The organism is Chryseobacterium sp. 2P, assembly GCF_059579425.1.
This window is the reverse complement of record NZ_CM184194.1, coordinates 2,377,334-2,401,519: the sequence shown is the minus strand read 5'-3', so window position 1 is coordinate 2,401,519 and position 24,186 is coordinate 2,377,334. Positions and strand designations below refer to the sequence as shown.

Sequence of the window (24,186 nt, the reverse complement as noted above, 5' to 3'; positions counted from 1 at the left end):
AAAGCCAATAACAGAGTAGGGAAAACTAAATAATTAAACCATGAATCTATCAATTCATCCATCAGTAGGTGTTGCCCGATTAGGGAATAGCACAACTGCAATTTGTCTGTCTCCGGACACCATCGGTGGTCTGCCTTTTGATGCCGACAACAACGGAAATTCCTTAGGTCCTATTACATCCTTTAAAGATGCTGCAGGTCTTATTAAAAGACAGGGACAACCGTTTAAAATCCTTTCAGACACAGGAGAAGAAATCACTTTAGACACTCCGAATGTAGCTTCTATTGAATGGACAGTGCATTTAGCAAACAAAAAAGCAGCGTGGTATCAGTACAGTGAGTTGCAGGGAAATCTTTTGTACGGTCAGGAAAACAGCTATCAGAATCAGAAAATTCCTTTCAGAAATCCCGATGTGCCACAGAATGACAGACAAACTTTAATCGTAGATCCGGGACCAAGAACCATTTCCGGAAAACAGAGTTCGATAGGATTTGATAAAGATAATGTTCCTTCGGGCTATCCTGCACAATATCCTCCACAGGAAGTTTCATACGGAGTTCCGGTGGTTACGTTGGGAGATCTTCTTACAGATAATTCAGGAAGGCTGGTTGTTTTGGGAGGTTTTGGTCATGCGGGCGGAGATCTGCTCCTAACAAGTTATGGAGGTTCCAGTACATGGCATGACGATATTTCGGACGGACCGGTTTACTGTACGGTAAATTTTAATGACGGAACGCCTTCGGTTTCACTTACAGCGTGGGTGATTATCGGATCACCGGATTTCGCTCCGGAAATTGTGAATATTTCAAATTTAAGCGACACGATGTTTGATGTCGGGGTAAGAAATTTCAATCTGGTTCCTGAGATGTACAGCAACGGAAATTATAATCCAGATTTTCAGGCAAATTTTCAGAGAGATATTTTACCGATTATCAACAGAATCAGTAAATACCAATGGGTTGCGAATGTACAGTCGATGATGGCTTTTACCAGCAATATTTTTGATTTTACAGACAATTCTGAAGCCAACCGCCAGAACAGACAGAATTATTTTTCATACTTCAGACAAAATGATGCTCAGCCGCCGGTTCCGCCTTATTTACCACAGGAACAGCTTCTGAAAGAAAACGGAACCGATATTTTCCCGATGATGCCTTTAAATTCAGGAAGCAACTCGGTGAGCAATATTAATATCATGAAATTCATGGCACTGGATGAAACACAGCTTTTCCTGATGCAGCAGTGGGCAGACGGAAATTTTGTAAGCGATCCGAATTACGAAGAATATCCTGTAAATGCTATGGATGCAGCAAGTGTAGGAAATTGTGTAGGACTTCCGATGTGTCCGGGAATTGAAGTAACCTGGAATCTGCAGAATCCTATTATTTATGCAAATCCATACAGAATTTTACAGTACGGAAACGAACAGCAATATGCAGCACAAGGTTTAACGCCGTCTCGTGACGAATGTGAAGGCGGAGGCTGCGAACCGGGAGATCTTACCAAAAGAATGGCTTGTCCTTGGCAGGCGGATTTCTTCCAGTGTACGATTCAGCTAATCAACTTTACAGATCCGTCTGTGAATAAAGCGGGTTCTCCACCTGCACCGCTTCCTCTAACGTATTATTCTTACTGGTGGCCGCCTCAAAGCCCATGGGATGTTTTGGTAGGTGAATTTACCGCTGAAGGTCAGTCGGCTACCAATGTTCCGGCAGGACAGCAGATGAACTACGCACGCGGAATTAACAGTTTTACGCAGATGGTTCAGTACTGGTACGCGCTAGGATTTATCAGGGATAAAAATTCTCACAGCGCAGGTTTCCCATTCTTTGTGGAAACTGAAAGAAATAACGAAATATTTACATATGAAAATGTTCCTGTAAGTGAGATCAGCGGAAACGAAGAGGATGATGAAACCACAATTCCGGTTTTCTACATCGAAAAGAAAACGCAGGTGGTTACCGAAAGAAGTGAAAAAGGAAGAATGATGATGGAACATCTGGAAGAGGTAGGATTTAAAGAGATTGCTGTTGCAGCAGACCGTATGCCGTTACCTCGTTCCGGAACGCGAAACAGAAGATAAAATGCAAAACTTGTTAGAAACTAGTGTATTAATTGTCGGTGGAGGTCCAGCAGGGACTTCTGCCGCTTTAAGTCTGCTTAAATATTCTGACCTGAAAGTAGTTATCGTAGAAGAAACCGGTCTGGAATCTGTAAAAATCGGTGAACAGGTGAACTCAAGTATTTTTGATCTTCTCAGTTATATGGGAATTGAAAAAACAGCTCTGGATCAGAATAATTTTATCAGGGGACACAGCAGTACCGCAGCTTGGGGAAGCGAAAGACTGATGGTTCGCGATTCTATTTTCAATACAGAAACCGAGAGCTTTCAGCTTAATCGGGAAGAATTCGATTATCTGCTTCTGGAAAATGTATCAGAAAAAGGAGGGATTATTTTTCCGAGAACGAAATGCCTGTCTTTTGATCAGGATGAAAACAATCACTGGACGGTAAATGTAAAACATGAAACCAAAGGAAACTTCACGATAAAAGCAGATTATCTGATTGATGCAACCGGAAGAATGGGAAGTGTATGCCGGAAAATCGGAGTTCAGTCAAAACGGTATGACGAACTTGCCGCGATCGGAAGATTTTTTTATTTTGATGAATCTCAGACCATTAAGCAGAACATCATGATAGAATCTATTGAAGATGGCTGGTGGTATTGTGCTTCTCTGCCGAATCATAAGATGACTTTAACTTTCTTTTCGGACGCACAGATTATTAAAGAAAAAAAGCTTGAAAATACCGAAAACTGGATTAGGTTATTATCAAAAACAAAACACATTCAGCATAAAATATCAAAAGCGGCTTCCGAAGGAAAACCCTGGGTGAAAAATGCATTTTCTCAGATTGCAGACATCCGTTCAAGCAAAAATTTTCTGGCGGTGGGAGATGCAGTCGCTTCATTTGATCCTATTTCATCCATGGGGATCGGTTTTGCCATAAGTTCCGCCTGTCATGCTGCAAAAGCGATTATTGATGCAGACTCAGGACACGAAAATACTTTTATTAACTATCAGGAGAACATTAATACAATATATCATAATTATCTCACGACGAAAACATTTTTTTATCAGAAAGAACAACGCTGGAGCGATTCAGTGTTTTGGAAAAAAAGGATGTAAGAGGTTGGGATATGAAATTAAATTAGTAATGGCGGCCTCATAACGATCTGTGAGGCTGTTTTTGCTTTAACATTTTTTAAATTAATAATTATTGAAATTCATCAACATGAAAAAACTACTCAATTACATTTCGTTTCTGTCGGTTGTACTGTTTTCTGTAGCGTGCAGTTCTTCCACCATAGAAGATGAAAATGCGCCCAGTGAAGTAACCACGGTATTTTATAAAAATGCCGATGAGCTCGCTTCAACTTATGATCCTTCGAATACAGTAAATCAAACCTTAAGAAATCAGATTTACGATTTATACAAGCAGGGAAAATGGGGCGAACTGGAATCTGTTTTTAAAGCGAATAACCTTAACGGAGGATGGCCGCCTGCAAACGGAGGTTATAATATTGTGGATAATACAGATTTTACCGCCGGACAAAAATATGACCGCTACAGCGGGGCAATCGGAACATACAGCGGAACCGGAGCGCCGACTTTGGGTGGAAATTTTACAAGCCCGATCATCAATGGCTACGTTTATACTTTTGCTCAACGCGCCCTTAACAAACCGGAAAATGCCTATGATTTTTATTATGAAATAGAAGTTTTGAATAATTTGCTACCTTTCAAGGGACAAACGGCAGACATTATTCCGTGGTTCGGGCAGGTTGGAAAAGGGAAACAGACGATGTGGAAAATTCCTCTGGACCCTTCTACCGGATATACAAAAACATGGAATAAACTTGCGCAGGAAGGTTATATTAAAGTAACGATAAAAAGAAGTCCGAGCGGAAATTATCCTTCGGCGGTTGGAATGGTGATTCAATAAATTTAATTGAAAATGTACGCAATAACAAAGAAAATACAGGTTTTAAATAAGGCAATTATTCTGAAAGATTCGTTTATTAATGATGAAATCAGTTCGTCTGCGGAGCTGAAATTCATCTGTTGTAAATGCAGTCATGAAAATCTGGTAAAAATTACTCCTTACGAATCTGGTTTTCCGATTTTTCAACTTTATCATGAAAATAAAATTCTATCTGTTGACGAATTGCTTAAAAATTCAATGGTAAAAGAGACGCAAAAGAATATGCTTCATGCCGGTGAATTTACAGTTCATAATTTACCAACGTTGTATTTTGGGACAGACTGCGAATCCTGCGCTGCAAAATACATCGTAATTTTCAGTTATGGCGAAAAACAACCGGGGCTGGAATTGCTTTCCGTTTCCGGAGTATGGGAATATGCAGAGGCATAATATTTTTTTTAGATGGTGTGTTCGGCTTCAAATCTTCGATTTGAAGCCGAATTTTTTTATGAACTTGTGGGAAACCATAATCAACAGATGTTCGAAAAGCGTATTATTGTTCAATCTAATCATCAAATAAAAACTTTAATTATATGGAAATTTTACTCATTATTATTTTATCGGTTCTGCTGATTGTTGCATTCAGTAAATCAGGTAAAAATAAAAAACAGGTTTCGGAGAAAGAAGCTCAGATTGCAAATCTCAACAAGGAAATCAATCAGCTCAGAGCCGAGATTTCAAACCTCAATTCAGACAAAAGATCTTTACAGGACAAAATCCAGAGATTAAGAGCCGATTTTTCTAATCTGCAAATCGAGAAACGTTCGGTGGACGAAAATAATATTCAATTGAAAACTCAAAATGATGCTTTAAGTAAATATCAGGACATCATTAATGTTCAGGTAGAATGCGAATATCTTCTGAAAAGAGCGGAAAGAGACAGTTTAAAATTAAAAGAAAGAGCACAGGCGGAGCTGGATAACGCGCAGCTTCAGGCGAAAGAATCGAGAAGAATGGCGAAGGAACTTGTTGAAAAAAGAACCAGAGAAGTTGAATTATTGTATGAAAATGCAGTAAGAGAATCCAAAAGAATTATTGATACTGCTGAAGACAAAGCACTTGCCATCGGAGGAGATGCTTACAGAAGTTTGCGCGAAGCCAATGAAATTGCCGACAGAATAAAAGCAATGAAAAATGTGATACAAGGTTACGGAAACGAATACATTGTGCCATCTTATACTTTGCTGGATGATCTTGCTGAAGAATTCAGCCACAAAGAAGCCGGAGAAAATCTTAAAAAGCTTCGACAGAATAACAAATTAATGATCACAAGCCGACAAGCCGGAATCTGCGAATATATGGATGAATTCAGAAGAAATATCGCCATAGACTTTGTAATCGATGCTTACAACGGAAAAGTTGAAACCATTTTAAATTCAGTAAAAAAAGACAATTACGGAATTCTTAAACAGAAAATTGATGATGCTTTTCAGTTGGTTAATTTTAACGGAGAAGCGTTCAGAAAAGCCAGAATTTCGGTAGAATACCACGAAGCCCGTCTTGAAGAACTGAAATGGGCAGTTATTGCTCAGGAGCTGAAATGGCAGGAACAGGAAGAGCAAAGACAGATCAGGGAACAGATGCGGGAGGAAGAAAAAGCAAGAAGAGAGTACGAAAAAGCCATAAAAGATGCCGAAAAAGAAGAATTAACGTTGAAAAGACTGATTGAAAAAGCCGAATCGCAGGTTGCCAAAGCCAATGAAGAGCAGAGACTTATTTTCCAGCAGAAACTCGAAGAACTTCAGGGTAAATTAATGGTTGCGGAAGAAAAAAATCAAAGAGCAATTTCGATGGCACAGCAAACGCGTTCCGGAAATGTTTATATTATTTCAAATGTAGGATCATTTGGAGAGGATGTTTATAAGATCGGGATGACAAGACGTCTGGAACCGCTGGATCGTGTTCGTGAACTTGGCGATGCAAGTGTGCCATTTGAATTTGATGTTCACGCCATGATTTATTCTGATGATGCTCCGGCTTTGGAAAGACAGCTTCACAAAAAGTTTTTAAAAAATCAGCTTAATAAAATCAATCCGCGGAAAGAATTTTTCAGACTTGGAATTAACGATATTAAAAATTATCTGGAAGATACCGGAATTATCTGTAAATGGACTCTTACCGCAGAAGCAAAACAATATCGTGAAACACTGAAGCTTGAAGAGGAAATGAAGACCAATAAACAACTTGAGAAAGAGTGGGAGCAATATCAGGAAGAAGCAGATCCTGTAGCTTTGGAAGAAGTACTGGAAGAGGAATAAAAACAAAACCACAACCCGAGAGTTGTGGTTTTTTAATGAAAGTATATATTATTAAGATTCGGTGTGCATCAGTCCATAACTTATGGAAGTGGGTTCTTTACCGAAAAGACAAGAAAAAATATTCTGAAATTCATGGATGTACTTGCATTTAATAGAATTTCCGTAGATTTTCAGACCTTCAACAATCTTTCTGGAATCAAGATCAAAATCATATTTTATGAAAGTTTCAGGTCTCTCGTAACGAATGCGCTGTTCTGAGCTGTATGTTCTAGAAAACCCGAATTTTTCCAGCCACTCTTCGGTAATCTGAATAGGCTTGATTGATTTTGCCGGAGCAGAAAAGCTATGGAAATCATTTTCAATCTGTACAAAATAATCTTTTTCATCATTCTGGAATATTTCAGTAATCTTATAAATCTGATTTTTATATTCCACTAGATTTTTAATTTTTAAATCTGCAACGTTCATAATATTTTGTGGGTGTTTATGTTATTATTCCAAGGTTAGTGAATGCCCTTGTATAAGTAGTTTTGCAAATACTATGCCTTATGTTTTGAATATAAATTAAACTATTGTTAATTATAAATGGTGATTTTTGTTTAAATTGTTGATATATAATACTTTATATTATTTAAAAAGATTTAAACAATATTTGTGAAAGTTAAATTTGTGGTACTTATGTGGTATTTATGTTAAATCAAAAAAATGTAATTATTCAGTTTTCAATGACTTATATTCAATAGTTAATGCAAATGCGATGATAATCACCAAAATTAATGTAGCAATAAAAACATTCCATGAAGTAGAGTGGAGCAGATATCCTGTTCCGCTTCCTAAAAAACTGGATCCGAAATAATAAAAAAGCCAGTAAATGGAAGTTGCTGAAGATTTTCCTTCTTTTGCATGCAACGCTGTCATCTGACTTGCCATGGTATGAGCAGCAAAAAAGCATAACGTAAATAAACCTAGTCCAAATACTACAACATAGATATTTTCTGAAAGAAGAAGAATAAGTCCGGTTAACAAAAAGAAAATTGCACCTTTCAGAATGTATTTCTTTTCAAATTTTACGGATAATCTGCTGGTTATCATAGTTCCCAAAACACCGAAAGTGTACATCAGAAAAATAAAAGCAATAAAAACATGGCTCAAAGAAAACGGATCAGATTCCAATCGGAATGTCATATAATTATAAATGCTTACAAAAGTTCCCATCAGCAAAGCAGCGATAAAATACAGTCGGAGAATATAAGAATCACGGATCAGTCTTTTCATCTGCTTTATTTTCAGATGATAATCTGTTTTCTGAGGTTTGAAAAATTTTGAATCCGGAAAAAGTTTCCAGAAAATAAGTCCCAACACCAGACTTTGAAGACCGATCACCAAAACAGCATTTCTCCAACCGAATTCTCCGGCAAGAAGAGTTGCTAAAATCCTTCCGCTCATTCCTCCAATTGTATTGCCGCTGAGATACATACTGATTGCCAAAGCCACCACAGAAATTTCAACCTCCTCCGTAAGATAAGCCAGAGCCACAGAAGAAACTCCTGAAATGACAAAACCTTTTACCATTCCAATGATGATGAGCAGCATTAAACTCGGAATCCATGTTGAAATGATGGTTAAAACTGCCGATGCTATTAAAGAAAAAACCATCAGTTTCTTTCGTGAAAAACTGTCTGCACGGAACGCAAAAAAGAAAAGTCCTAAAGCCATTCCGATCGTAGAAGAAGAAACCAGCAAAGAACTGTCGCCAACTGTTGTGTGGAAATGCTCTGCGACCATTGGCAATAACGGCTGAAAAAGATAAAGCTGCGCAAATACCGAAAGTCCCGATAAAAATATACACAGTTTGATGTAGTAGAACCGTCTGCTTTTCCTGTCTGCTTTCCTTGGAATATTCATGATGTGCTTAAAAAATCAAGCAAAAAAATTATGGAGTTATTTTGATCTGCTAATTTGATGAAATTTTTTAAATCTTTAAAATGTCTTTTTTAATTGATTTTTAATTGAATTTTTAAATTAACTCAACATTTTCCGGTTAAATTTTTCCGGCAGTTTTTCACTATAATATGTATCTTTAATTCTGAAAAAATTTAAAATGATTGAAAACTTTCCTTTTTATCTCTCACTGATTCTAGCCATTGTCTTTATTATCATGATTGCTAATAAGATTAGGGTTGCTTATCCTGTTCTGCTGGTTATAGCGGGACTTTTAATCAGTTTTATTCCCAATGTTCCCATCATCAGAATAGATCCGGAGCTTATTTTTATTATCTTTCTTCCTCCGTTGCTTTATGAAGCGGCATGGGCAATTTCCTGGAAGGAACTCTGGAAATGGCGTAGAATTATAGGAAGTTTTGCCTTCGTTGTTGTGTTTCTTACGGCAACTACAGTAGCCTTTGTTGCCAATCATTTTATTCCGGGATTTTCTCTTGCTTTAGGATTTCTTTTGGGGGGAATTGTTTCGCCGCCCGATGCAGTAAGCGCAGGAGCGATTCTTAAATTTGTAAAAGTTCAGAAAAGGCTGTCTTCTATTCTGGAAGGAGAAAGTCTGCTGAATGACGCATCCTCCTTAATTATTTTCCGTTTTGCGATGATTGCCGTTGCAACCGGACAGTTTATCTGGCAGGATGCAGTTTTCAGCTTTTCATGGATGCTGATTGGCGGAATCGGAATCGGGTTAATCATTGGATGGCTTTTCATGAAAGGGCATAAACTTCTTCCTACAGATGCCAATATGGATACCATTCTCACCATTGTTGCGCCCTATTTAATGTATATCGCCGCAGAAGAAGCGCACAGTTCAGGAGTTTTGGCCGTCGTAAGCGGCGGATTGCTGCTTTCCAATAACCGTCATAATTTTCTCAGTACTTCATCACGTTTGCGCGGACTGAATGTCTGGGAAAGTCTGTCTTTTGTACTTAATGGTTTGGTTTTTATCCTCATTGGTCTGGATCTTCCGGAAATTACTTCAGGTTTGGGAGAAGTAAGTATTTACGCTGCGGTAGGATACGGATTGCTTGTAACTGCGGTTTTGATCGTGGTAAGAATTCTGTCGGCTTACGGAGCGGTAGTGGTCACTTTAATTGCAAGAAACTTCATCACGGTTGCCGATAACCGAAGTCCGGGATTTAAAGCTCCGATTCTCTTGGGTTGGACAGGAATGAGGGGAGTAGTGTCTTTAGCTGCTGCGCTTTCAATTCCAGTAAAACTGTATCATAACGGACCGGATTTTCCTCAGCGAAACTTAATTTTATTCATCACTTTTATTGTAATTTTAACGACACTTTTAGTTCAGGGACTTACACTTCCTTACCTTATCAGAAAGATGGAAATTCCTTCATATAACGATCATCTTCCTGAAGATGAGGCTGAAGAATTAATCCGTCGTGAAATGGCAAAAATGACTTTAGAGCATCTTAGACAAAATCATGGTGAACTGTTGCAAAAAAGTATGTTTTTACAACAGATACATGAAAAGTGGAAAGGTAAAGTCGAAAAAGAATCTGATATCAAACTATCTTCCGAAATTAAAGGTGCTTATCTGGATATTCTGAATACGCAAAGAGCGTGGCTGATTGAGCAAAACTATGACAAAAAACAGCATTTTGACGAAGATCTTATCCGCAGACATCTTGTAAAGATCGATCTGGAGGAAGAAAGACTTTCACTGATTCATTAGAAAGGTTAATACTTTCTGAAGATATTCATCTTCTTTTATCACTTTTTCATACGACTGTCGTGCATAAACAGGCGAAAGTTCATAATTCTCAGGTTTGGAGTTAATATCTTCATTCTCAATATACTGATTAAGATGACGAGTATATTGTTTAATCAGTTTATTAATGGTTTTTCTCTTAATTTTACAGATTGTATTATTCTTTATTTTCTGTAAAGAGTTAAGAATGAAAGATTTGTCTCCGTGAAAATTGATTACATTTTTTACATACGAAAGGTTATGATTATCCTGTAATACAGAATGGTTCTCTTCAAAAATCATAATGGTAAAAGCTTAAGTTTACAATAGTTAATAACACGTTAAAATGATAACTGGAAATTAATTGACGGGTATTGTAAATGATTTTCTCATCATCCGTATGATGTAGTCTGTAAGAAAAGAGTACTGAATAATCATAATAATTACTTTAAGTGAATTGGTGAAAAATTATGTTTGGCTGTTAATCTTATACTTCAAATATCCAACCAATTTTTATAATCTGATTAAATGTATTGAAAATTTGTAATAAGATATTCGACAGATGTAATATTTAACAGAGTTTATTATTGACTGTTATCATTTAAAAACATTTGAATAAAAATGTAGCTTCGTGCTTAATTAGGTATTTATACACAATTAAATTCATAGCAATAAAGACTTAAAAGCTTCGGATATTACGATTAATAAAGGATAACTGAATTATTGTTGCTGATTTCTTGTATTATCTGTTAAAATAATATTTTTTAAATCTTAAATTTTCTTAAATAAAATATTTATATTTGTTATAATTCCATTGGAGGTGAAATTGCTTTTAATGAATGATATTTTTTTAGTAACAGTTTTTACCCAAATAGAATAACGATTTAGCTTAATGATTACGGACAGTACATTCTAAAGGATAATGTTAAGAAAGGCATGAGTGGAATTCCGCATAAAGGATTTTGTACTTTTTTATATTTCTGATTTTCAATGATATTAAGCCGGAAAAATTGTAAATCATCAACACCAAATCATCGTTAAACACCCAAGATGTTAATTGCTTAATTCCTAAGCGGTTATATAATTTTTTATTTTATTATTTTTTTGTTAATATTTAATTTATTTTATGAATATTAAATTTTTTTAAGATTATTTAATAAAAATATTTTATACATAATAAATTTTTGTAGGAAATTAATTTATTTTTTTTTAAAATAATACTATATTTGTTTTAACATTAAACAGCTAACAAAATTAAGGATGGATATTAACTTTTCAACAGCGACTTTTAAGGATTTCGAAAATATTCCGGGCTTCGATATGATGGAGCGTGCAGACATTTACTATGACTTTCTGGAATACATGAAATCAAACGGGCGTCATCACTACAGATTGCAGAATAATACAGGTTGCAGTTCTGTAATGAATGTAGGAACTCACAACGTAACCAGAGAGTTTGTAAGCTTCGTTACAAGTGATTACTTAGGGTTTACACAACACCCTAAAGTAAAGCAGGCGGCTATAGAAGGAGTGGAAAAATACGGAACCGGTACGGCTGCAACACCGCTTATCGGAGGGTATTACTCTTACCACAACGATTTGGAGGCTAAAATTGCTTCCTTTTTTGGACGTTCTCAGGACGAAGCCGTAATTTTTACAACAGGATACACGACAAACAGTGCAACTTTACAAATCCTGTTGCAGAAAGAAGACATTGCGATTGTAGATATGGCAGTTCATGCAAGTGTATACGAAGGATGTATTCTTACCAACAGAAAAACATTTCCGCATAATAATCTGGAGGCTCTGGAACAGATTTTAAAAACATCGGAAAAACAATTTCGTACAAAGCTTGTGGTAATAGACGGTGTATATTCTCAGGATGGAGACACTGCACCTATTGAAGAAATTTATAACTTAGTAAAAAAATATAACGCTTACCTTATGGTTGATGATGTTCACGGGGTAGGTATTTTAGGAAAAACAGGAAGAGGTACGATTGAAGATACCGGTCTGCTGGATAAAATAGATATTATAACAGGAACTTTCAGTAAAACATTTGGTAATCTCGGAGGGTATGTTATTGCCAACAAAAGTCTTACGAATTTCATAAGATTCCAGTCCAGACAGCAGATATTTTCGGCTACAACGCCTCCTTCCACAGCTACAGGAATTGTAAAAGCCATAGAGCTTATTGATGAAGAGCCCCACTGGAGAGAAAAACTATGGGAAAATATCAATTACTTCAAAAAAGGACTTAATGATTTGGGATTGGATACAGGGACAACCTGTTCCGCGGTTGTTCCCGTAAAAATAGGAGATCCGCACATTACAGGCGATGTAGGAAGAATGCTTCTTGAACACGGAGTGTATACAAATCCTATTATTTACCCTGCTGTAGCCAGAAAAGATGCCCGTATCAGGATGAGTGTAACGGCAACACATGATAAAGAACATCTTGATAAAACCCTCAATGCCTTTGAGGATATCAATAAAAAGTTGCATATTGCAAAAAAATAGATAACAAATGCCAAGAAAAGTTGTACAAGGTCCTATAAGGGACAAAGAAAAAACAAAGCAAAAATTGCTTGCTGCTGTTGGTAAAATTCTGAGAACCAAAGGGTATTCAGGTTTGAAGGTGAGTAAAATAGCAGCAGTGGCAGGATTTGATAAAAAATTGATTTACGAATATTTCGGAAGTACCGAAAAACTTATTGATGAATATATCAGATCTCAGGATTACTGGAGCAAAATGAACCAGGATAATATTCATGTGGATTTTTCTGATGGAGGAAAAGAACTTTCTAAAGTTGCCATCCTTAATCAGTTTGAGCATATCAAGAAAAATAAGGAACTTCAGAAAATTATTCTTTGGGGATTATCTGAAAGTAAGCCGATCCTGAAAAAAGTAGCAGATGAAAGAGAAGAAATGGGAGAAATGCTTTTCACGAACATCGTAGATCCGCATTTTAAGGATAAAGCGGTAAGATATCGTGCCATCGCAGCACTTCTGGTTTCCGGAGCCTATTATCTTAATCTTTACACGGCACACAATGCAAGTGTATTCTGCGGAATAGACTTAAAAAGTGACGAAGGCAGAAAAGAAATCGAAAAAGCAATCACGGAGATCATCGATTTTGCTTACGAGGAAAGATAAATATGAGAAAAATTTACTGTTGTCCTAAAATGGGTATTTTATAAACAATTTAAAAGATTTTCATTTTTAAATTAGAACAATATTTCTTATTTTTGGCCAATGGAAAATTTTATCGTATCTGCACGAAAATATCGCCCGCAGCAGTTTGATACTGTTGTTGGGCAGTCTCATATTACGGATACTTTAGAACACGCTATTGAAGAAAATCAATTGGCTCAGGCATTACTGTTCTGTGGTCCGAGAGGAGTAGGGAAAACAACCTGTGCCAGAATTCTGGCAAGGAAGATCAATGAAAAGGACGGATCAGTTTCGGAGGACGGTTTTGCCTATAACATTTATGAGCTGGATGCCGCATCGAACAACTCTGTGGATGATATCAGAGAATTGATCGATCAGGTACGTTTTGCGCCTCAGGTTGGTAAATACAAAGTGTATATTATCGATGAGGTTCATATGCTGTCTTCGGCAGCCTTCAACGCTTTCCTTAAAACACTTGAGGAACCGCCTGCTCATGCTATTTTCATCTTAGCAACTACCGAAAAGCATAAAATTATTCCTACGATCTTATCCCGCTGTCAGATCTATGATTTTAAAAGAATCGTAATTGAAGACATTCAGGGACATCTTAGAAATATCGCTCAGAAAGAGAATATTCAATATGAAGATGATGCGTTGTATCTTATTGCCCAGAAAGCAGACGGAGCTTTAAGAGATGCACTTTCCATCTTCGACAGGCTCTCTACTTTTTCCCAGAAGAATATTACTTTGGCAAAAGCTGCAGAAGTTTTAAATATTCTGGACTACGATCAGTACTTAAAAATTGTAGATTTAGCCAAACAAAATAAAATTCCCGAAGTTCTTTCCGCATTTAACGAAATTGTGAAAAAAGGATTTGATCCTCATATTTTCATTGCAGGTTTGGGAAGTCATTTCAGAGACCTGATGATGGCTCAAAATGCTTCAACCATTGATCTGATAGAAGTAGGAGAACAGACCAAAATAAAGTTTGTAGAACAGGCTCAGAAATGGAATCCGCAACAGCTTATTGATGCTATTGAAATTTGCAATCATGCAGACATCAATTATAAGAATTCTAAAAATCCAAGACTTACAGTAGAAATTGCATTAATGCAATTGGCTTCTTTGACGGCTAATTCAGACGTTGCTAAAAAAAAAAGTTTATAATTCTGGCTCCGTTTCTCAGTGAGAAGCAGGAAGTCAAAATGCCCGTAAAACCTACGGAAACTCAGGAACAGAAACCTAAACAGGAGCAGTCTTCTGAAAATCCGGAAGTTCCCGTTGCCGCGGAGATCAAAAAAACCTCAAAACCTTTATCCAGACCCGGAATTTCTTCAGGGTTCAGCATCAGTTCTTTTTTAAACAAAGAAGAAACAACTGTTGTAGAAGAAAAAGTTGTAACCAAAACAGAACAGCTTCCCCAAAATCATTTTACCGAAACAGATCTTCAGGCAGAATGGAATTTACAGCTCAAGCAGCTCCAGAAAAAAGATGCCATTATTTTCAATGCCATTAAATCTTTCAAAATGATAAAATCCGGAGAAAATGAAATTACCGTTTTATTTCCTTCCGATTCTGCAAAAGCTGAGTTTGATAAAGTAAGCCGTGAATTTTTTAATCATTTTAAAACGAAAGTTCATAACCATTCTATTCAGGTTGTCTATAAAAGAGATGCCGAAAACCTGAAAGTAGAAGTGATGACTCCAAGAAAAAAATTCGAGAAATTTGTTAAACTAAATCCACTTTTGAAGGATCTGGATGATCTGATGAAATTTGATTTAACATAATTATATTTCTGATTGTCCGTAATTTGTCAGAATAAAAACATCTGCAATCTCAGTTAAGTTTTAACGCCTCTGCGAACCTTAAAAACAGTTTGTTTATAAAAAATCTTTGCGTGCTTAGCGTTAAAATCAAGCATTATGATTGATAACGGATAATCAATATTATATTTCAATGCCTGCTTTCTGCAAAATAATGCTCAATAAAAGTATCGTAATGTTTATCTGAAAAAAAATATGGTACTTAAAACTCTTTTTTAAATAAAATTTATATATTTGTCAGGCAATTGAAAAACAGGACATCAGTTTTTCAGTTAAAATATAAACCGAAAATCTAGAAATAGATAGTTTATTTTGGAAAAATTAATAAAGTCATATCAATCTGTATTTGCTCCTGCTGAATTCTTTAGCGGGCAGTTTGGCTTTTCTTTTCCGTATTTTAGAAATTTCAGAACGTATTATCGATTTTATTATTGGTACTGCTAGTATAAATTTCTTTCAAAAAAATCTACAGGATTATAGATTTCTTCTTATTTCCTGATTCCTTAAACAAAATTTAACGGCTTTTTTTAGAAAGAATTATAAAGTAATTTTATGATACTTTTTTGTGTTTGAATATGAACAATAATGATAATAGTAAAATTAAAAATATGAATTTAAAAGACTTAAAAAACGAGTGGATTAATGAATTCCAGCAGCCAATGATGATTGCAGGACCGTGCAGTGCGGAAAGTGAAGCACAGATGCTGGAAATTGCAAAAAGAATCAGGGAAACCAATGCCAATGTTCCTGTTTTCCGTGCAGGAATCTGGAAGCCGCGTACAAAACCGAACGGATTTGAAGGAGTAGGAGTAATTGGTCTTAACTGGCTGAAAAAAGTGAAGGAAGAATACGGTTTCAAAACAGCGACAGAAGTTGCCAATGCACACCACGTTTTTGCTGCTTTGGAAGCAGATGTAGACATTCTTTGGATCGGGGCGCGTTCTACGGTAAATCCTTTTACCGTTCAGGAAATTGCACAGGCATTGAGAGGAACAGACAAAACCGTGTTGGTAAAAAACCCTGTAAATCCGGATCTTGCTTTGTGGATCGGAGCTTTGGAAAGACTTTTAGGTCAGGGAATCACCAATTTAGGAGTTATTCACAGAGGATTTTCTACGTACCAGAAAACAAAATACAGAAACAATCCGAACTGGCAGATTGCTCTGGATTTTAAAAGTCAGTTCCCCAATATTCCGATGCTGATCGATCCTTCACACATCTGCGGAAACAGAACAGGTTTGGCAGATATTACGCAGGAAGCTTTAAACGTAGGTTACCAGGGAGCCATTATAGAAACACACAGCAATCCGGATGAAGCTTGGAGTGATGCAGCTCAGCAGATTACACCGGAAGTTCTTGCAGAACTAATCGGAAACTTAAAGGTGAGAAATTCAGGATTGGCAGGATTTGAAGGAGAAATGGGAAGACACAGAACGTTAATTTCTGATATAGATTTTCAACTGATTGAAATGCTTGCGCAGAGAATGAAAATTTCTGAAAAGATCGGAAAGCTTAAAAAAGAAAACGATATCGCGATTTTCCAGCCGGAACGTTGGAAAGAAATTACGGAATACGCTACTCAGAAGGCTGTTGAGACCGGAATGACGAAAGAATTCATAGAAAAAGTATTCAAAGCCATTCATGAAGAGTCTATCGAAGTTCAGAACAGCATTATGATTAACAGATAATCTGGATTTTGAATTTTAGAGTGACAGAGTAGGAGCGTTTGTGAGTTGTTGATTGAATAGCAATTCTATACCATGTATAAAACGCTCTTACTCTAAAACTTTAAAACACTCAAACTAAATTTCCTATATTTGCAGCATCTTACAGTATGAAAGGAAAAATCATTAAATCTACAGGAAGCTGGTATCAGGTTTTGGAAATGGAAACCGGGAAAATCTTCGAAGCAAGAATTCGCGGAAAATTTAAATTAATTAAAACAAGACTTACCAATCCGCTTGCTGTGGGGGATTTTGTAGAATTTCAACTGGAACAGGATGATATTGCATGGATTACGAAGATCGAGCCCCGCAGGAATTATCTCATCCGAAAATCTGTAAACCTTTCAAAAGAAGCGCACATCATCGCTTCGAATATTGATCTTGCCTGCTTTATTTTCACATTAAAACATCCTGAAACTTCCCTTGGGTTTTTAGACCGTTTTCTCGCGTGTTGTGAAGCGTACAATATTACTCCGCTGATTTTATTTAATAAAATTGATGTTCTGCATGAAGAAGAAATCGAAATTGTAAAGGATATTGAGTTTCTTTACAATGAAATCGGCTATGATGCTCTGGAAATTTCTTCTTATTCAAAATTGAATCTGGAAAAGCTGCAGGAATTGCTGAAAGACAAAACGTCAGTTTTCTTCGGACATTCAGGTTGTGGAAAATCTACTCTGGTGAATGCTTTGCAGCCGGGACTTAACCTGAAAACTTCTGAAATTTCCGATACACATTTAAAAGGTAAACACACCACAACTTTTGCACAGATGCATTTCTGGGATTTTGGCGGTAACGTAATTGATACTCCCGGAGTTCGTGAATTTGCCATGATCGACATCGAAAAAGAAGAAGTTCAGCATTATTTTCCTGAAATTTTCAAAAAAAGAGAAGAATGCAAATACCACAACTGTCTTCATATCAACGAACCGAAATGCGCGGTAATCGATGGTCTGGAAACCGGAGAAATTCAGCATTCAAGATATTCTACCTATATTAAATTAATGGAAGAGGCGGAAGAAGCTTCTCAAAAATAATTTCTATTTTTCCTGAAATTTCTCTATTATTAAAGTAAACTTGTCTAAACTTTTTTACCGCAAATATTTTAACACTTAAGTTGTTTAAGCTTACTATTTAAATGCAAAGAAAGAGCACATAAGTTAAAAAAAATCAAAGATTTTTTCTCTTTGCAGACTTTTGAAATACTTTAAATAAATCCAGTAAAGTCCTTTGTCTCTTTTGCAGTTAAATTTAAAACTAGTTTAAACAAACTTAGTTTTAAAATGGTTCATTAAAAAAAAATTAGATTCTTTGAACTTCGTTTGAATCCCTGCAGGCTGTGTCAGAATGACAAAGCAGCCGTGTCATCTTTGCTGAATCTTTGCGAACCTATACGTAAAATTAAGCATTATGATTAATAAAGGATGAGCAGGAGTTTTAATAATGAATTTCAATTTCTCGTATGCAAAAATTTTTTACTCACAGAATAAGTTTCGAACTATTTTAACCCTGCATTAAATTCCAAATTCTGGATAAACAAAGTTTAATATTTGGAATTTAAAATTTAAATAAACGTTTAATTCTTTTATAAACCGGAAGTTAGGCTTAGTTTTTGGGGAATTACGGGCAATAAAAAACCCAGCCGAAGCTGGGTAAAAACTAATAACCATGAAAACTCAAATTAAACATGAGAATCACAATAAAATAAACAATTACTGTGCCAAAGTTTCGTTCACAAAACCTTAACAAATGTTATTTTTATGTTAAAAATATTTTAAAATTAAAATCAAAAGAATTTTTTGTATTTTTGCGCCATTAAAAAAATATACATTTATGTCTAACATTACATTCACTATGATTAAGCCTGATGCAGTTGCGGACGGACATATCGGTGCTATATTAGGAAAGATTGCAGAAGGTGGTTTCAAAATCAAAGCTATGAAATTGACTCAACTTACTGTTGCTGATGCAAAAAAATTCTATGAAGTTCACGCTGAAAGACCATTCTACGGAGAATTGGTAGATTTCATGAGCTCTGGACCTATCGTTGCTGCTGTTCTTGAGAAAGACAATGCGGTAGAAGATTTCAGAACATTAATCGGTTCTACCAATCCTGCTGAAGCTGCAGAAGGAACAATCAGAAAAATGTTTGCAAGAAGCATCGGAGAAAACGCTGTTCACGGTTCTGACTCTGACGAAAACGCTCTTATCGAAGCAAAATTCCATTTTTCAGGAAGAGAAATTTTCTAAGAAAAATCATTTCAAAATAAAAAATCCGGAGAAACTTTCTTCGGATTTTGTTTTTTACAGATTACTTTCAATTGCGCCAACTTTTTCACGGTATAATTCGAGCGGTTGATCAAGAAGAACCGCAATAACAGTTAGGTTTTTATCCAGTTTTTCTTTGGGTACATCAATATAAATGATTCCCGGAACCTCACTCCAGTAAAGCTTATTGTGTATTTCATGGCTTAATAAAGTTCCTTCACCCACAATACGGATTCGTGCAATTTCGTTTTTAATACCTTTTAAAGCAATCGGTCCGGTCGGAATTCCTTCCACAAAAAGATAAAGGATCTGTCTGTCTTTGGAAAGTACCGAGTTTCCTGAAAAATGACCTTCTGGAAGCCCTTTTTCGGTTTCATAAAGTGCTTCTGAATGTTTGCTGATCCAGTTTAGAATTTCGGGATTGGTTTTATGGGTTTTGGGAAGTTTCATTTCCATTCCGTCTTGTGTTAAACCTGAATTTTTGAAGATGTTGTTTCCCGAATGAAGCTGTTCTGCAATTTCATAGACTGCCAGTTTCGTATTTTTATTTTCTAAAGATTCAGGAAGAGATAAATTGGGCTTATCATTTTGTACTCTGATCATAGGTTCGTCAATCGATATTTCAACAATGGTTACGTCCTGATCAAATTTTACATGGGAAAAATTGAAAGTGAAATCCCCGTTACCGTTACTTTTAATATCAATCTTTGCTTTATCGTCCCCAAGAATTCTGGCAGAAATAGTATTGGTCATTAAACCGTATATTTTTACAAAGTCTTTGGCTTCTTCAAGATAAAGGAATAATTTTTTCCGGTCTTTTGAAAATGCAGATTTTCCTTTATAATTGTCGAATGGCAAACCTCGTGTTGTTCCGTAAATGGCTTCGGAATTTTTTGTTGTCCATCTTGCTAAGTTCTTTAAAATTTCAACCTGCTGTTCAGGAATGGTTCCGTCTTCTTTCGGAGCGATATCCAACAGTAGATTTCCGCCCATATTAATTACATCCGCCAAAGTTCTTACAATCATATTCGAAGTTTTATAATGATTGTCGAAAGGCTGAAATCCCCATGAATCATTCATGGTGTAGCAAAGTTCCCAGTAATTGCTTTGAGGCTTTACCACAGGAATTCCCTGTTCCGGAGTTTCGTAGTCTCCATGATTTTTCAGTCTGGAATTAACGATAATGTCCGGATTGAATTTTTTCAGATTTTCCAGTGTTTCCGGAGCACGCCATTCTTCGGAAGAATGTTCCCAATCTCCGTCGAACCACAGAAGATCAGGTTTCAATTGTGAAGAAAGTTCATTTAATTGATTCTGATAATAGGTGACAAAATTTTCCCAGCGTTTCGGATCATTTTTAATTTCGTAACGTTTTTTTGTCCGGGTATTGATGTCGTAATAAGGATGGCTCCAGTCGGGAAGGGAATAGTAAAGTCCGGTTTTCAGTCCGGAATTTTTTAATGCAGAGATAAACGGAGAAAGTACGTCTTTTTGGGCTAAGGAATGTTTAGGAATGGTGGTCGATTTTTCAGCTTTTGAATCCCAAAGCGCAATACCATCATGATGTTTTGTGGTAATCACGACGTATTTTGCGCCGGAATTTTTAATCAGCTTTACCCATTCATCAGGTTTATATTTTGCAGCCGAAAAACCATTGAGCTGTTTCATGTAATTTTCATGGCTGATGTAATTATTGAAAAAAGCCCATGATTCCGGAATTCCGTTTACAGAATAAATTCCCCAATGAATAAAAATTCCGAGTTTGGCATCCTGAAACCATTCCATTTTTTGATTTTCCTGTGACTGATTCTGCGCAGGATATTTTCCTGAAGATAAAACCAGACCTAAAGACAATATGCCGATTAGTTTCCCTTTCACGTTTTTTCTTTTTATGATCTAAAAATACTTAAAAAGAACTTTATAGAGCTCCTGTATTTGTTATTGAATGATTTAAACCTTCCTGTTCTTCGGGGTTAGGTAAAAACACCGAGATTAAAATTCCGTGTTTTTACGGATGTTTTTGTCCTTATTTATTGCCATCTTTACATCAGCATTAGAGAAGGAAAATTTAAGCATTAAACTCTTCAAAAACTAATAACCATTAAAGGCTCAGATTTTCATTAAGAAGAAAGGCAACTCGACGGAGTTGCCTTTTTGTTTGTATTGAAATGAAATTAAATTTTCAGTAATTCGATGGTTCTTTCCGGATTTTCTGCTGAGAAAACTGCATTTCCTGCAACCAGAACATCGGCTCCGGCTTCGAAAAGTTTAGAGGCGTTGTCGATATTTACACCACCGTCAATTTCAATTAATGCTGTCGAATTGTTGCTTAAGATCAGGTCTTTTGTTTCAGCAATCTTCTTGTACGTATTTTCGATGAATTTCTGTCCACCGAATCCCGGGTTTACACTCATCAGCAAAACAAGATCTACGTCTGCAATAATATCTTCCAGCATCAGAACCGGAGTGGAAGGATTTAAAACAACACCGGCTTTTGCACCCAGACTCTGAATATGATGAATCGTTCTGTGAAGGTGAGTACACGCTTCGTAATGCACCGATACAAGATCCGCTCCGTGATTAATGAATTCTTCCACATATTTTTCAGGTTCTACAATCATCAGATGCACATCTACAAATTTTTTGGCGTGCTGCTGAACGGTTTTCATTACCGGAAATCCGAACGAAATATTCGGAACAAATCTTCCGTCCATTACGTCTACGTGAAACCAGTCTGCCTGAGAATTGTTCAGCATTTCGATGTCTCTTTGCAGATTCCCGAAGTCTGCGGATAAAAGGGATGGAGCAATAAGCTTCGTTTTCATTTTTACTTTTTACTTTTAACTTGTCTCTTTTACTTCTGTTAATGATACTTCAGTTTCATTTCCGGCTGAATTCTCAGAAGTGTTTCGTAGATGAGTTGGATCACATTTCCTACGTCTTCTTTGGAAACCATTTCCACTGTGGTATGCATATAACGCAAAGGTAAAGAAATTAATGCACTCGGCACGCCGCCGTTAGAATGTGCGAAAGCATCGGTATCCGTTCCCGTAGCGCGGCTTGCTGCTGCTCTCTGGAAAGGAATTTTCTTTGTTTTTGCGGTGTCGATAATCAGTTCTCTGATGGTGTGATGAATGCTTGGTGCGAAGAAAACCACCGGTCCGTCTCCGCATTTCTGGTCACCTTCTTTTTTCTTTTCGATCATCGGAGTGGTGGTATCATGCGTAACATCTGTAACGATGGCAATGTTGGGTTTAATGGTATCTGCAATCATATCCGCTCCATACAAACCTACTTCTTCCTGAACGGAATTGGTAATGTATAATCCGAACGGAATTGTTTTTTTATTTTCCTTTAAAAGTCTTGCCACTTCAGCAATCATAAAACCACCGATTCTGTTGTCTAAAGCTCTGCAAACGAAATAGCGGTCATTCATTTCGAAGAATTCATCGGGATAGGTAATCATGCATCCTACATAAATTCCCATTTCTTCCACTTCCTTTTTGGACGTTGCCCCGCAATCGATGAAGATATTTTCAATTTTTGGAGTCGGTTCGTTCTGGTTGGCTCTGGTGTGGATTGCAGGCCATCCGAAAACGCCTTTTACAATTCCGTTTTCACCGTGAATATGAACCACTTTGGACGGAGCGATTGTCTGATCAGAACCTCCGTTTCGGATCACGTAGATCAATCCGTCGTCTGTAATATAATTTACATACCAAGAAATTTCATCTGCATGCGCTTCAATCACTACTTTAAATTCTGCTTCAGGATTAATGATTCCGTAGCAGGTTCCGTAATGATCCACTTCAATTTTGTCTACATAAGGTTTAATGTAGTCCATCCATACTTTCTGTCCCTCATGTTCGTATCCTGTTGGAGATGAAGTGTTTAAATATTTCTCTAAAAATTTTAAAGATTTCTTTTCAAATTTCATAAAAAGGAATGATTTTTGCGTTCAATTTTTGTTCTAATACGCGTAAAAATAATGAATTTTAGTAAGATTATTTGTCTTTTTCTCTTCTTTTTTGGAGTCAGTATTTCGGCTCAGAAGGATTCCATCATTGCGAAACCTTTAAGTCAGTACCCTGCAGAACTTTTGAAAACAGACGAATTCGGCAATAAATATTTCTATGACGAAAGGCAGAAAGCTAGGATCTATGAAATCAACGGGGAAACCGTGGTGGTAATGGATGAGCTGGTTTTGCTGAATAAGCCGAAATTCAATAATCAGCTGGATCGGAACTATTATTACTTCTTAAATAAAAAGCTTTACAGAGTATATCCGTTATTTTTAACTGCTTTACAGCAATACAGAGATATTCAGGGGGAAATGACGAATATGGACAGTAAGGCAAAACGAAAATACATAAGAGACCGACAGAACATTCTTGCCGATCAGTATGAAAAACAGCTCAGAGATCTTACGACAACAGAAGGACAGGTTTTTGCCAAACTGATGAACAGAGCAACCGGAAAAAATGTCTATGAAATCATTAAAGAACTAAGAGGAGGATGGAGCGCATTCTGGTGGAATGTAAAAGGAAAAATGGCAGATATTGATCTTAAAGATCCTTATGATCCGCACAAAAACAGAACCGACGAATATCTGGAATCCCTGCTTCAATCTAATTGGAATTCAGGTTATCTTCAGCCTTATTCCGGAGCGAGCAGCTTTAAAGTCTACAAATAATATCAATCATAAAAAATTCCTGTAACGATCTTACAGGAATTTTTCTTTTAATTTATCAAAAACAATTTTGTCGATGGGCAACGGAAACGGATTGTCCGGTCTGTCGATCTCAATCCATTCTGTTTTTTCAATGCAGGGATCAAGAATCAGGAAATCGCCTTCGTCAATAATGTTTACAATATAATATATAGTAAGAAGCTGTTCATTTTCTCTGAAACGCGAAACCAGAAAATCTTCCTGCGTATAAAAATGTTCCACAACTTCTATTTTTACATTCAGCTCTTCATCGAATTCTCGATGCAGACAATCTATTAATCCTTCTCCAAACTCCAGTCCGCCACCCGGAAATTTCATTAAAGGTTCACCTGCGTATTCTTCAAATAAAGTAAGGACTTTTTTATCTTTTACCGCACAGGCGTAAACTCTAATGTTGATCTTATCTATCATATATAATAATTTGTTAAAGCTAATTTAGGGAAAATTTGTCGGACGCCCGAAGAC

At 36.5% G+C, this 24,186-nt stretch carries 21 protein-coding genes; 14 read left to right on the top strand and 7 right to left on the bottom strand.

Features of this window, described 5'->3' with window-relative positions; genetic code table 11:
- Window positions 1–40 precede the first annotated feature (40 nt).
- The 5 genes from lodA (at window position 41) to AC52CF_RS10950 (ending at window position 6,302) form a co-directional block, all read left to right on the top strand.
- The gene (gene lodA / locus AC52CF_RS10970) at window positions 41–2,083 is read left to right on the top strand and encodes a CTQ-dependent lysine 6-oxidase LodA (RefSeq protein WP_496518194.1); all 2,043 of its coding nucleotides are present in this window, start codon (window positions 41–43) and stop codon (window positions 2,081–2,083) included.
- A 1-nt stretch (window position 2,084) separates the two neighbouring features.
- Window positions 2,085–3,188: a lysine-epsilon-oxidase maturase LodB gene (gene lodB / locus AC52CF_RS10965; protein ID WP_214589573.1), complete on the top strand. Its 1,104-nt coding sequence runs from the start codon at window positions 2,085–2,087 to the stop codon at window positions 3,186–3,188.
- Window positions 3,189–3,294: 106 nt separating this feature from the next.
- Window positions 3,295–4,005, top strand: coding sequence for a hypothetical protein (locus AC52CF_RS10960; protein ID WP_375181976.1), 711 nt, complete (start codon window positions 3,295–3,297; stop codon window positions 4,003–4,005).
- A 12-nt stretch (window positions 4,006–4,017) separates the two neighbouring features.
- Window positions 4,018–4,434: a hypothetical protein gene (locus tag AC52CF_RS10955; protein WP_214589575.1), complete on the top strand. Its 417-nt coding sequence runs from the start codon at window positions 4,018–4,020 to the stop codon at window positions 4,432–4,434.
- Window positions 4,435–4,577: 143 nt separating this feature from the next.
- Entirely contained in the window at window positions 4,578–6,302 is a 1,725-nt protein-coding gene (locus tag AC52CF_RS10950; protein WP_214589576.1) for an SNIPE associated domain-containing protein, read from the top strand.
- Between the two features lie 51 nt (window positions 6,303–6,353).
- Here the strand turns inward: AC52CF_RS10950 and AC52CF_RS10945 are convergent, their stop codons facing one another.
- Window positions 6,354–6,770 carry a hypothetical protein gene (locus AC52CF_RS10945; protein ID WP_214589577.1) on the bottom strand — a complete coding sequence of 139 codons (417 nt, stop codon included), beginning with the start codon at window positions 6,768–6,770 and terminating at the stop codon, window positions 6,354–6,356.
- Window positions 6,771–7,013: 243 nt separating this feature from the next.
- Window positions 7,014–8,207, bottom strand: a complete 1,194-nt coding sequence (locus AC52CF_RS10940; RefSeq protein ID WP_214589578.1) for an MFS transporter — start codon at window positions 8,205–8,207, stop codon at window positions 7,014–7,016.
- Between the two features lie 196 nt (window positions 8,208–8,403).
- On the opposite strand from AC52CF_RS10940, the gene AC52CF_RS10935 reads away from it, so the two are divergent.
- Window positions 8,404–9,987, top strand: coding sequence for a Na+/H+ antiporter (locus tag AC52CF_RS10935; RefSeq protein ID WP_214589579.1), 1,584 nt, complete (start codon window positions 8,404–8,406; stop codon window positions 9,985–9,987).
- Here the strand turns inward: AC52CF_RS10935 and AC52CF_RS10930 are convergent.
- A complete protein-coding gene (locus tag AC52CF_RS10930; RefSeq protein WP_214589580.1) occupies window positions 9,973–10,305 on the bottom strand; it encodes a hypothetical protein in 333 nt (110 codons plus the stop codon). The two genes, AC52CF_RS10935 and AC52CF_RS10930, sit on opposite strands and share 15 nt — an antisense overlap.
- Before the next feature lie 957 nt (window positions 10,306–11,262).
- Here AC52CF_RS10930 and AC52CF_RS10925 point away from each other — a divergent pair.
- The 7 genes from AC52CF_RS10925 to AC52CF_RS10895 all read left to right on the top strand — a co-directional run bounded on the left by AC52CF_RS10925 (window position 11,263) and on the right by AC52CF_RS10895 (window position 18,974).
- Window positions 11,263–12,522 (top strand): aminotransferase class I/II-fold pyridoxal phosphate-dependent enzyme, encoded by a 1,260-nt coding sequence (locus tag AC52CF_RS10925; protein WP_214589581.1) that lies wholly within the window; start codon window positions 11,263–11,265, stop codon window positions 12,520–12,522.
- Window positions 12,523–12,529: 7 nt separating this feature from the next.
- A complete protein-coding gene (locus AC52CF_RS10920) occupies window positions 12,530–13,159 on the top strand; it encodes a TetR/AcrR family transcriptional regulator (protein WP_214589582.1) in 630 nt (209 codons plus the stop codon).
- Between the two features lie 99 nt (window positions 13,160–13,258).
- Window positions 13,259–14,344: a DNA polymerase III subunit gamma/tau gene (gene dnaX / locus AC52CF_RS10915; RefSeq protein WP_214589583.1), complete on the top strand. Its 1,086-nt coding sequence runs from the start codon at window positions 13,259–13,261 to the stop codon at window positions 14,342–14,344.
- 38 nt (window positions 14,345–14,382) lie between these two features.
- Window positions 14,383–14,964, top strand: a complete 582-nt coding sequence (locus AC52CF_RS10910; protein WP_214589584.1) for a DUF8439 domain-containing protein — start codon at window positions 14,383–14,385, stop codon at window positions 14,962–14,964.
- Between the two features lie 644 nt (window positions 14,965–15,608).
- Entirely contained in the window at window positions 15,609–16,688 is a 1,080-nt protein-coding gene (locus tag AC52CF_RS10905; protein ID WP_076390562.1) for a chorismate mutase, read from the top strand.
- A gap of 146 nt (window positions 16,689–16,834) precedes the next feature.
- Window positions 16,835–17,761, top strand: a complete 927-nt coding sequence (gene rsgA / locus AC52CF_RS10900; protein WP_273139509.1) for a ribosome small subunit-dependent GTPase A — start codon at window positions 16,835–16,837, stop codon at window positions 17,759–17,761.
- Between the two features lie 796 nt (window positions 17,762–18,557).
- Entirely contained in the window at window positions 18,558–18,974 is a 417-nt protein-coding gene (locus AC52CF_RS10895; RefSeq protein WP_076390425.1) for a nucleoside-diphosphate kinase, read from the top strand.
- A 54-nt stretch (window positions 18,975–19,028) separates the two neighbouring features.
- Here the strand turns inward: AC52CF_RS10895 and AC52CF_RS10890 are convergent, their stop codons facing one another.
- From AC52CF_RS10890 to chrP, 3 genes are all read right to left on the bottom strand, one after another.
- Entirely contained in the window at window positions 19,029–20,870 is a 1,842-nt protein-coding gene (locus AC52CF_RS10890; protein ID WP_496518193.1) for an alpha-L-fucosidase, read from the bottom strand.
- Between the two features lie 296 nt (window positions 20,871–21,166).
- Window positions 21,167–21,817: a ribulose-phosphate 3-epimerase gene (gene rpe, locus AC52CF_RS10885; RefSeq protein ID WP_076390423.1), complete on the bottom strand. Its 651-nt coding sequence runs from the start codon at window positions 21,815–21,817 to the stop codon at window positions 21,167–21,169.
- 38 nt (window positions 21,818–21,855) lie between these two features.
- Entirely contained in the window at window positions 21,856–22,929 is a 1,074-nt protein-coding gene (chrP, locus tag AC52CF_RS10880; RefSeq protein ID WP_116099899.1) for a chryseobasin maturation metalloprotease ChrP, read from the bottom strand.
- 51 nt (window positions 22,930–22,980) lie between these two features.
- On the opposite strand from chrP, the gene AC52CF_RS10875 reads away from it, so the two are divergent.
- The gene (locus tag AC52CF_RS10875; protein WP_214589586.1) at window positions 22,981–23,685 is read left to right on the top strand and encodes a DUF4294 domain-containing protein; all 705 of its coding nucleotides are present in this window, start codon (window positions 22,981–22,983) and stop codon (window positions 23,683–23,685) included.
- Window positions 23,686–23,715: 30 nt separating this feature from the next.
- Here the strand turns inward: AC52CF_RS10875 and AC52CF_RS10870 are convergent, their stop codons facing one another.
- The gene (locus AC52CF_RS10870) at window positions 23,716–24,132 is read right to left on the bottom strand and encodes an NUDIX domain-containing protein (protein ID WP_087709834.1); all 417 of its coding nucleotides are present in this window, start codon (window positions 24,130–24,132) and stop codon (window positions 23,716–23,718) included.
- Between the last annotated feature and the right edge of the window lie 54 nt (window positions 24,133–24,186).

What these genes read in the sequence shown, in the direction of transcription:
- AC52CF_RS10955 (WP_214589575.1), top strand. Translation starts at nt 4,018, where the DNA reads ATGTACGCAATAACAAAGAAAATACAGGTTTTAAATAAGGCAATTATT.
- AC52CF_RS10870 (WP_087709834.1), bottom strand. Translation starts at nt 24,132, where the DNA reads ATGATAGATAAGATCAACATTAGAGTTTACGCCTGTGCGGTAAAAGAT.
- lodA (WP_496518194.1), top strand. Translation starts at nt 41, where the DNA reads ATGAATCTATCAATTCATCCATCAGTAGGTGTTGCCCGATTAGGGAAT.
- AC52CF_RS10935 (WP_214589579.1), top strand. Translation starts at nt 8,404, where the DNA reads ATGATTGAAAACTTTCCTTTTTATCTCTCACTGATTCTAGCCATTGTC.
- AC52CF_RS10940 (WP_214589578.1), bottom strand. Translation starts at nt 8,207, where the DNA reads ATGAATATTCCAAGGAAAGCAGACAGGAAAAGCAGACGGTTCTACTAC.
- AC52CF_RS10925 (WP_214589581.1), top strand. Translation starts at nt 11,263, where the DNA reads ATGGATATTAACTTTTCAACAGCGACTTTTAAGGATTTCGAAAATATT.
- chrP (WP_116099899.1), bottom strand. Translation starts at nt 22,929, where the DNA reads ATGAAATTTGAAAAGAAATCTTTAAAATTTTTAGAGAAATATTTAAAC.
- rpe (WP_076390423.1), bottom strand. Translation starts at nt 21,817, where the DNA reads ATGAAAACGAAGCTTATTGCTCCATCCCTTTTATCCGCAGACTTCGGG.
- AC52CF_RS10920 (WP_214589582.1), top strand. Translation starts at nt 12,530, where the DNA reads ATGCCAAGAAAAGTTGTACAAGGTCCTATAAGGGACAAAGAAAAAACA.
- AC52CF_RS10910 (WP_214589584.1), top strand. Translation starts at nt 14,383, where the DNA reads ATGCCCGTAAAACCTACGGAAACTCAGGAACAGAAACCTAAACAGGAG.
- AC52CF_RS10960 (WP_375181976.1), top strand. Translation starts at nt 3,295, where the DNA reads ATGAAAAAACTACTCAATTACATTTCGTTTCTGTCGGTTGTACTGTTT.
- AC52CF_RS10930 (WP_214589580.1), bottom strand. Translation starts at nt 10,305, where the DNA reads ATGATTTTTGAAGAGAACCATTCTGTATTACAGGATAATCATAACCTT.
- AC52CF_RS10945 (WP_214589577.1), bottom strand. Translation starts at nt 6,770, where the DNA reads ATGAACGTTGCAGATTTAAAAATTAAAAATCTAGTGGAATATAAAAAT.
- lodB (WP_214589573.1), top strand. Translation starts at nt 2,085, where the DNA reads ATGCAAAACTTGTTAGAAACTAGTGTATTAATTGTCGGTGGAGGTCCA.
- AC52CF_RS10905 (WP_076390562.1), top strand. Translation starts at nt 15,609, where the DNA reads ATGAATTTAAAAGACTTAAAAAACGAGTGGATTAATGAATTCCAGCAG.
- AC52CF_RS10950 (WP_214589576.1), top strand. Translation starts at nt 4,578, where the DNA reads ATGGAAATTTTACTCATTATTATTTTATCGGTTCTGCTGATTGTTGCA.
- dnaX (WP_214589583.1), top strand. Translation starts at nt 13,259, where the DNA reads ATGGAAAATTTTATCGTATCTGCACGAAAATATCGCCCGCAGCAGTTT.
- AC52CF_RS10895 (WP_076390425.1), top strand. Translation starts at nt 18,558, where the DNA reads ATGTCTAACATTACATTCACTATGATTAAGCCTGATGCAGTTGCGGAC.
- rsgA (WP_273139509.1), top strand. Translation starts at nt 16,835, where the DNA reads ATGAAAGGAAAAATCATTAAATCTACAGGAAGCTGGTATCAGGTTTTG.
- AC52CF_RS10875 (WP_214589586.1), top strand. Translation starts at nt 22,981, where the DNA reads ATGAATTTTAGTAAGATTATTTGTCTTTTTCTCTTCTTTTTTGGAGTC.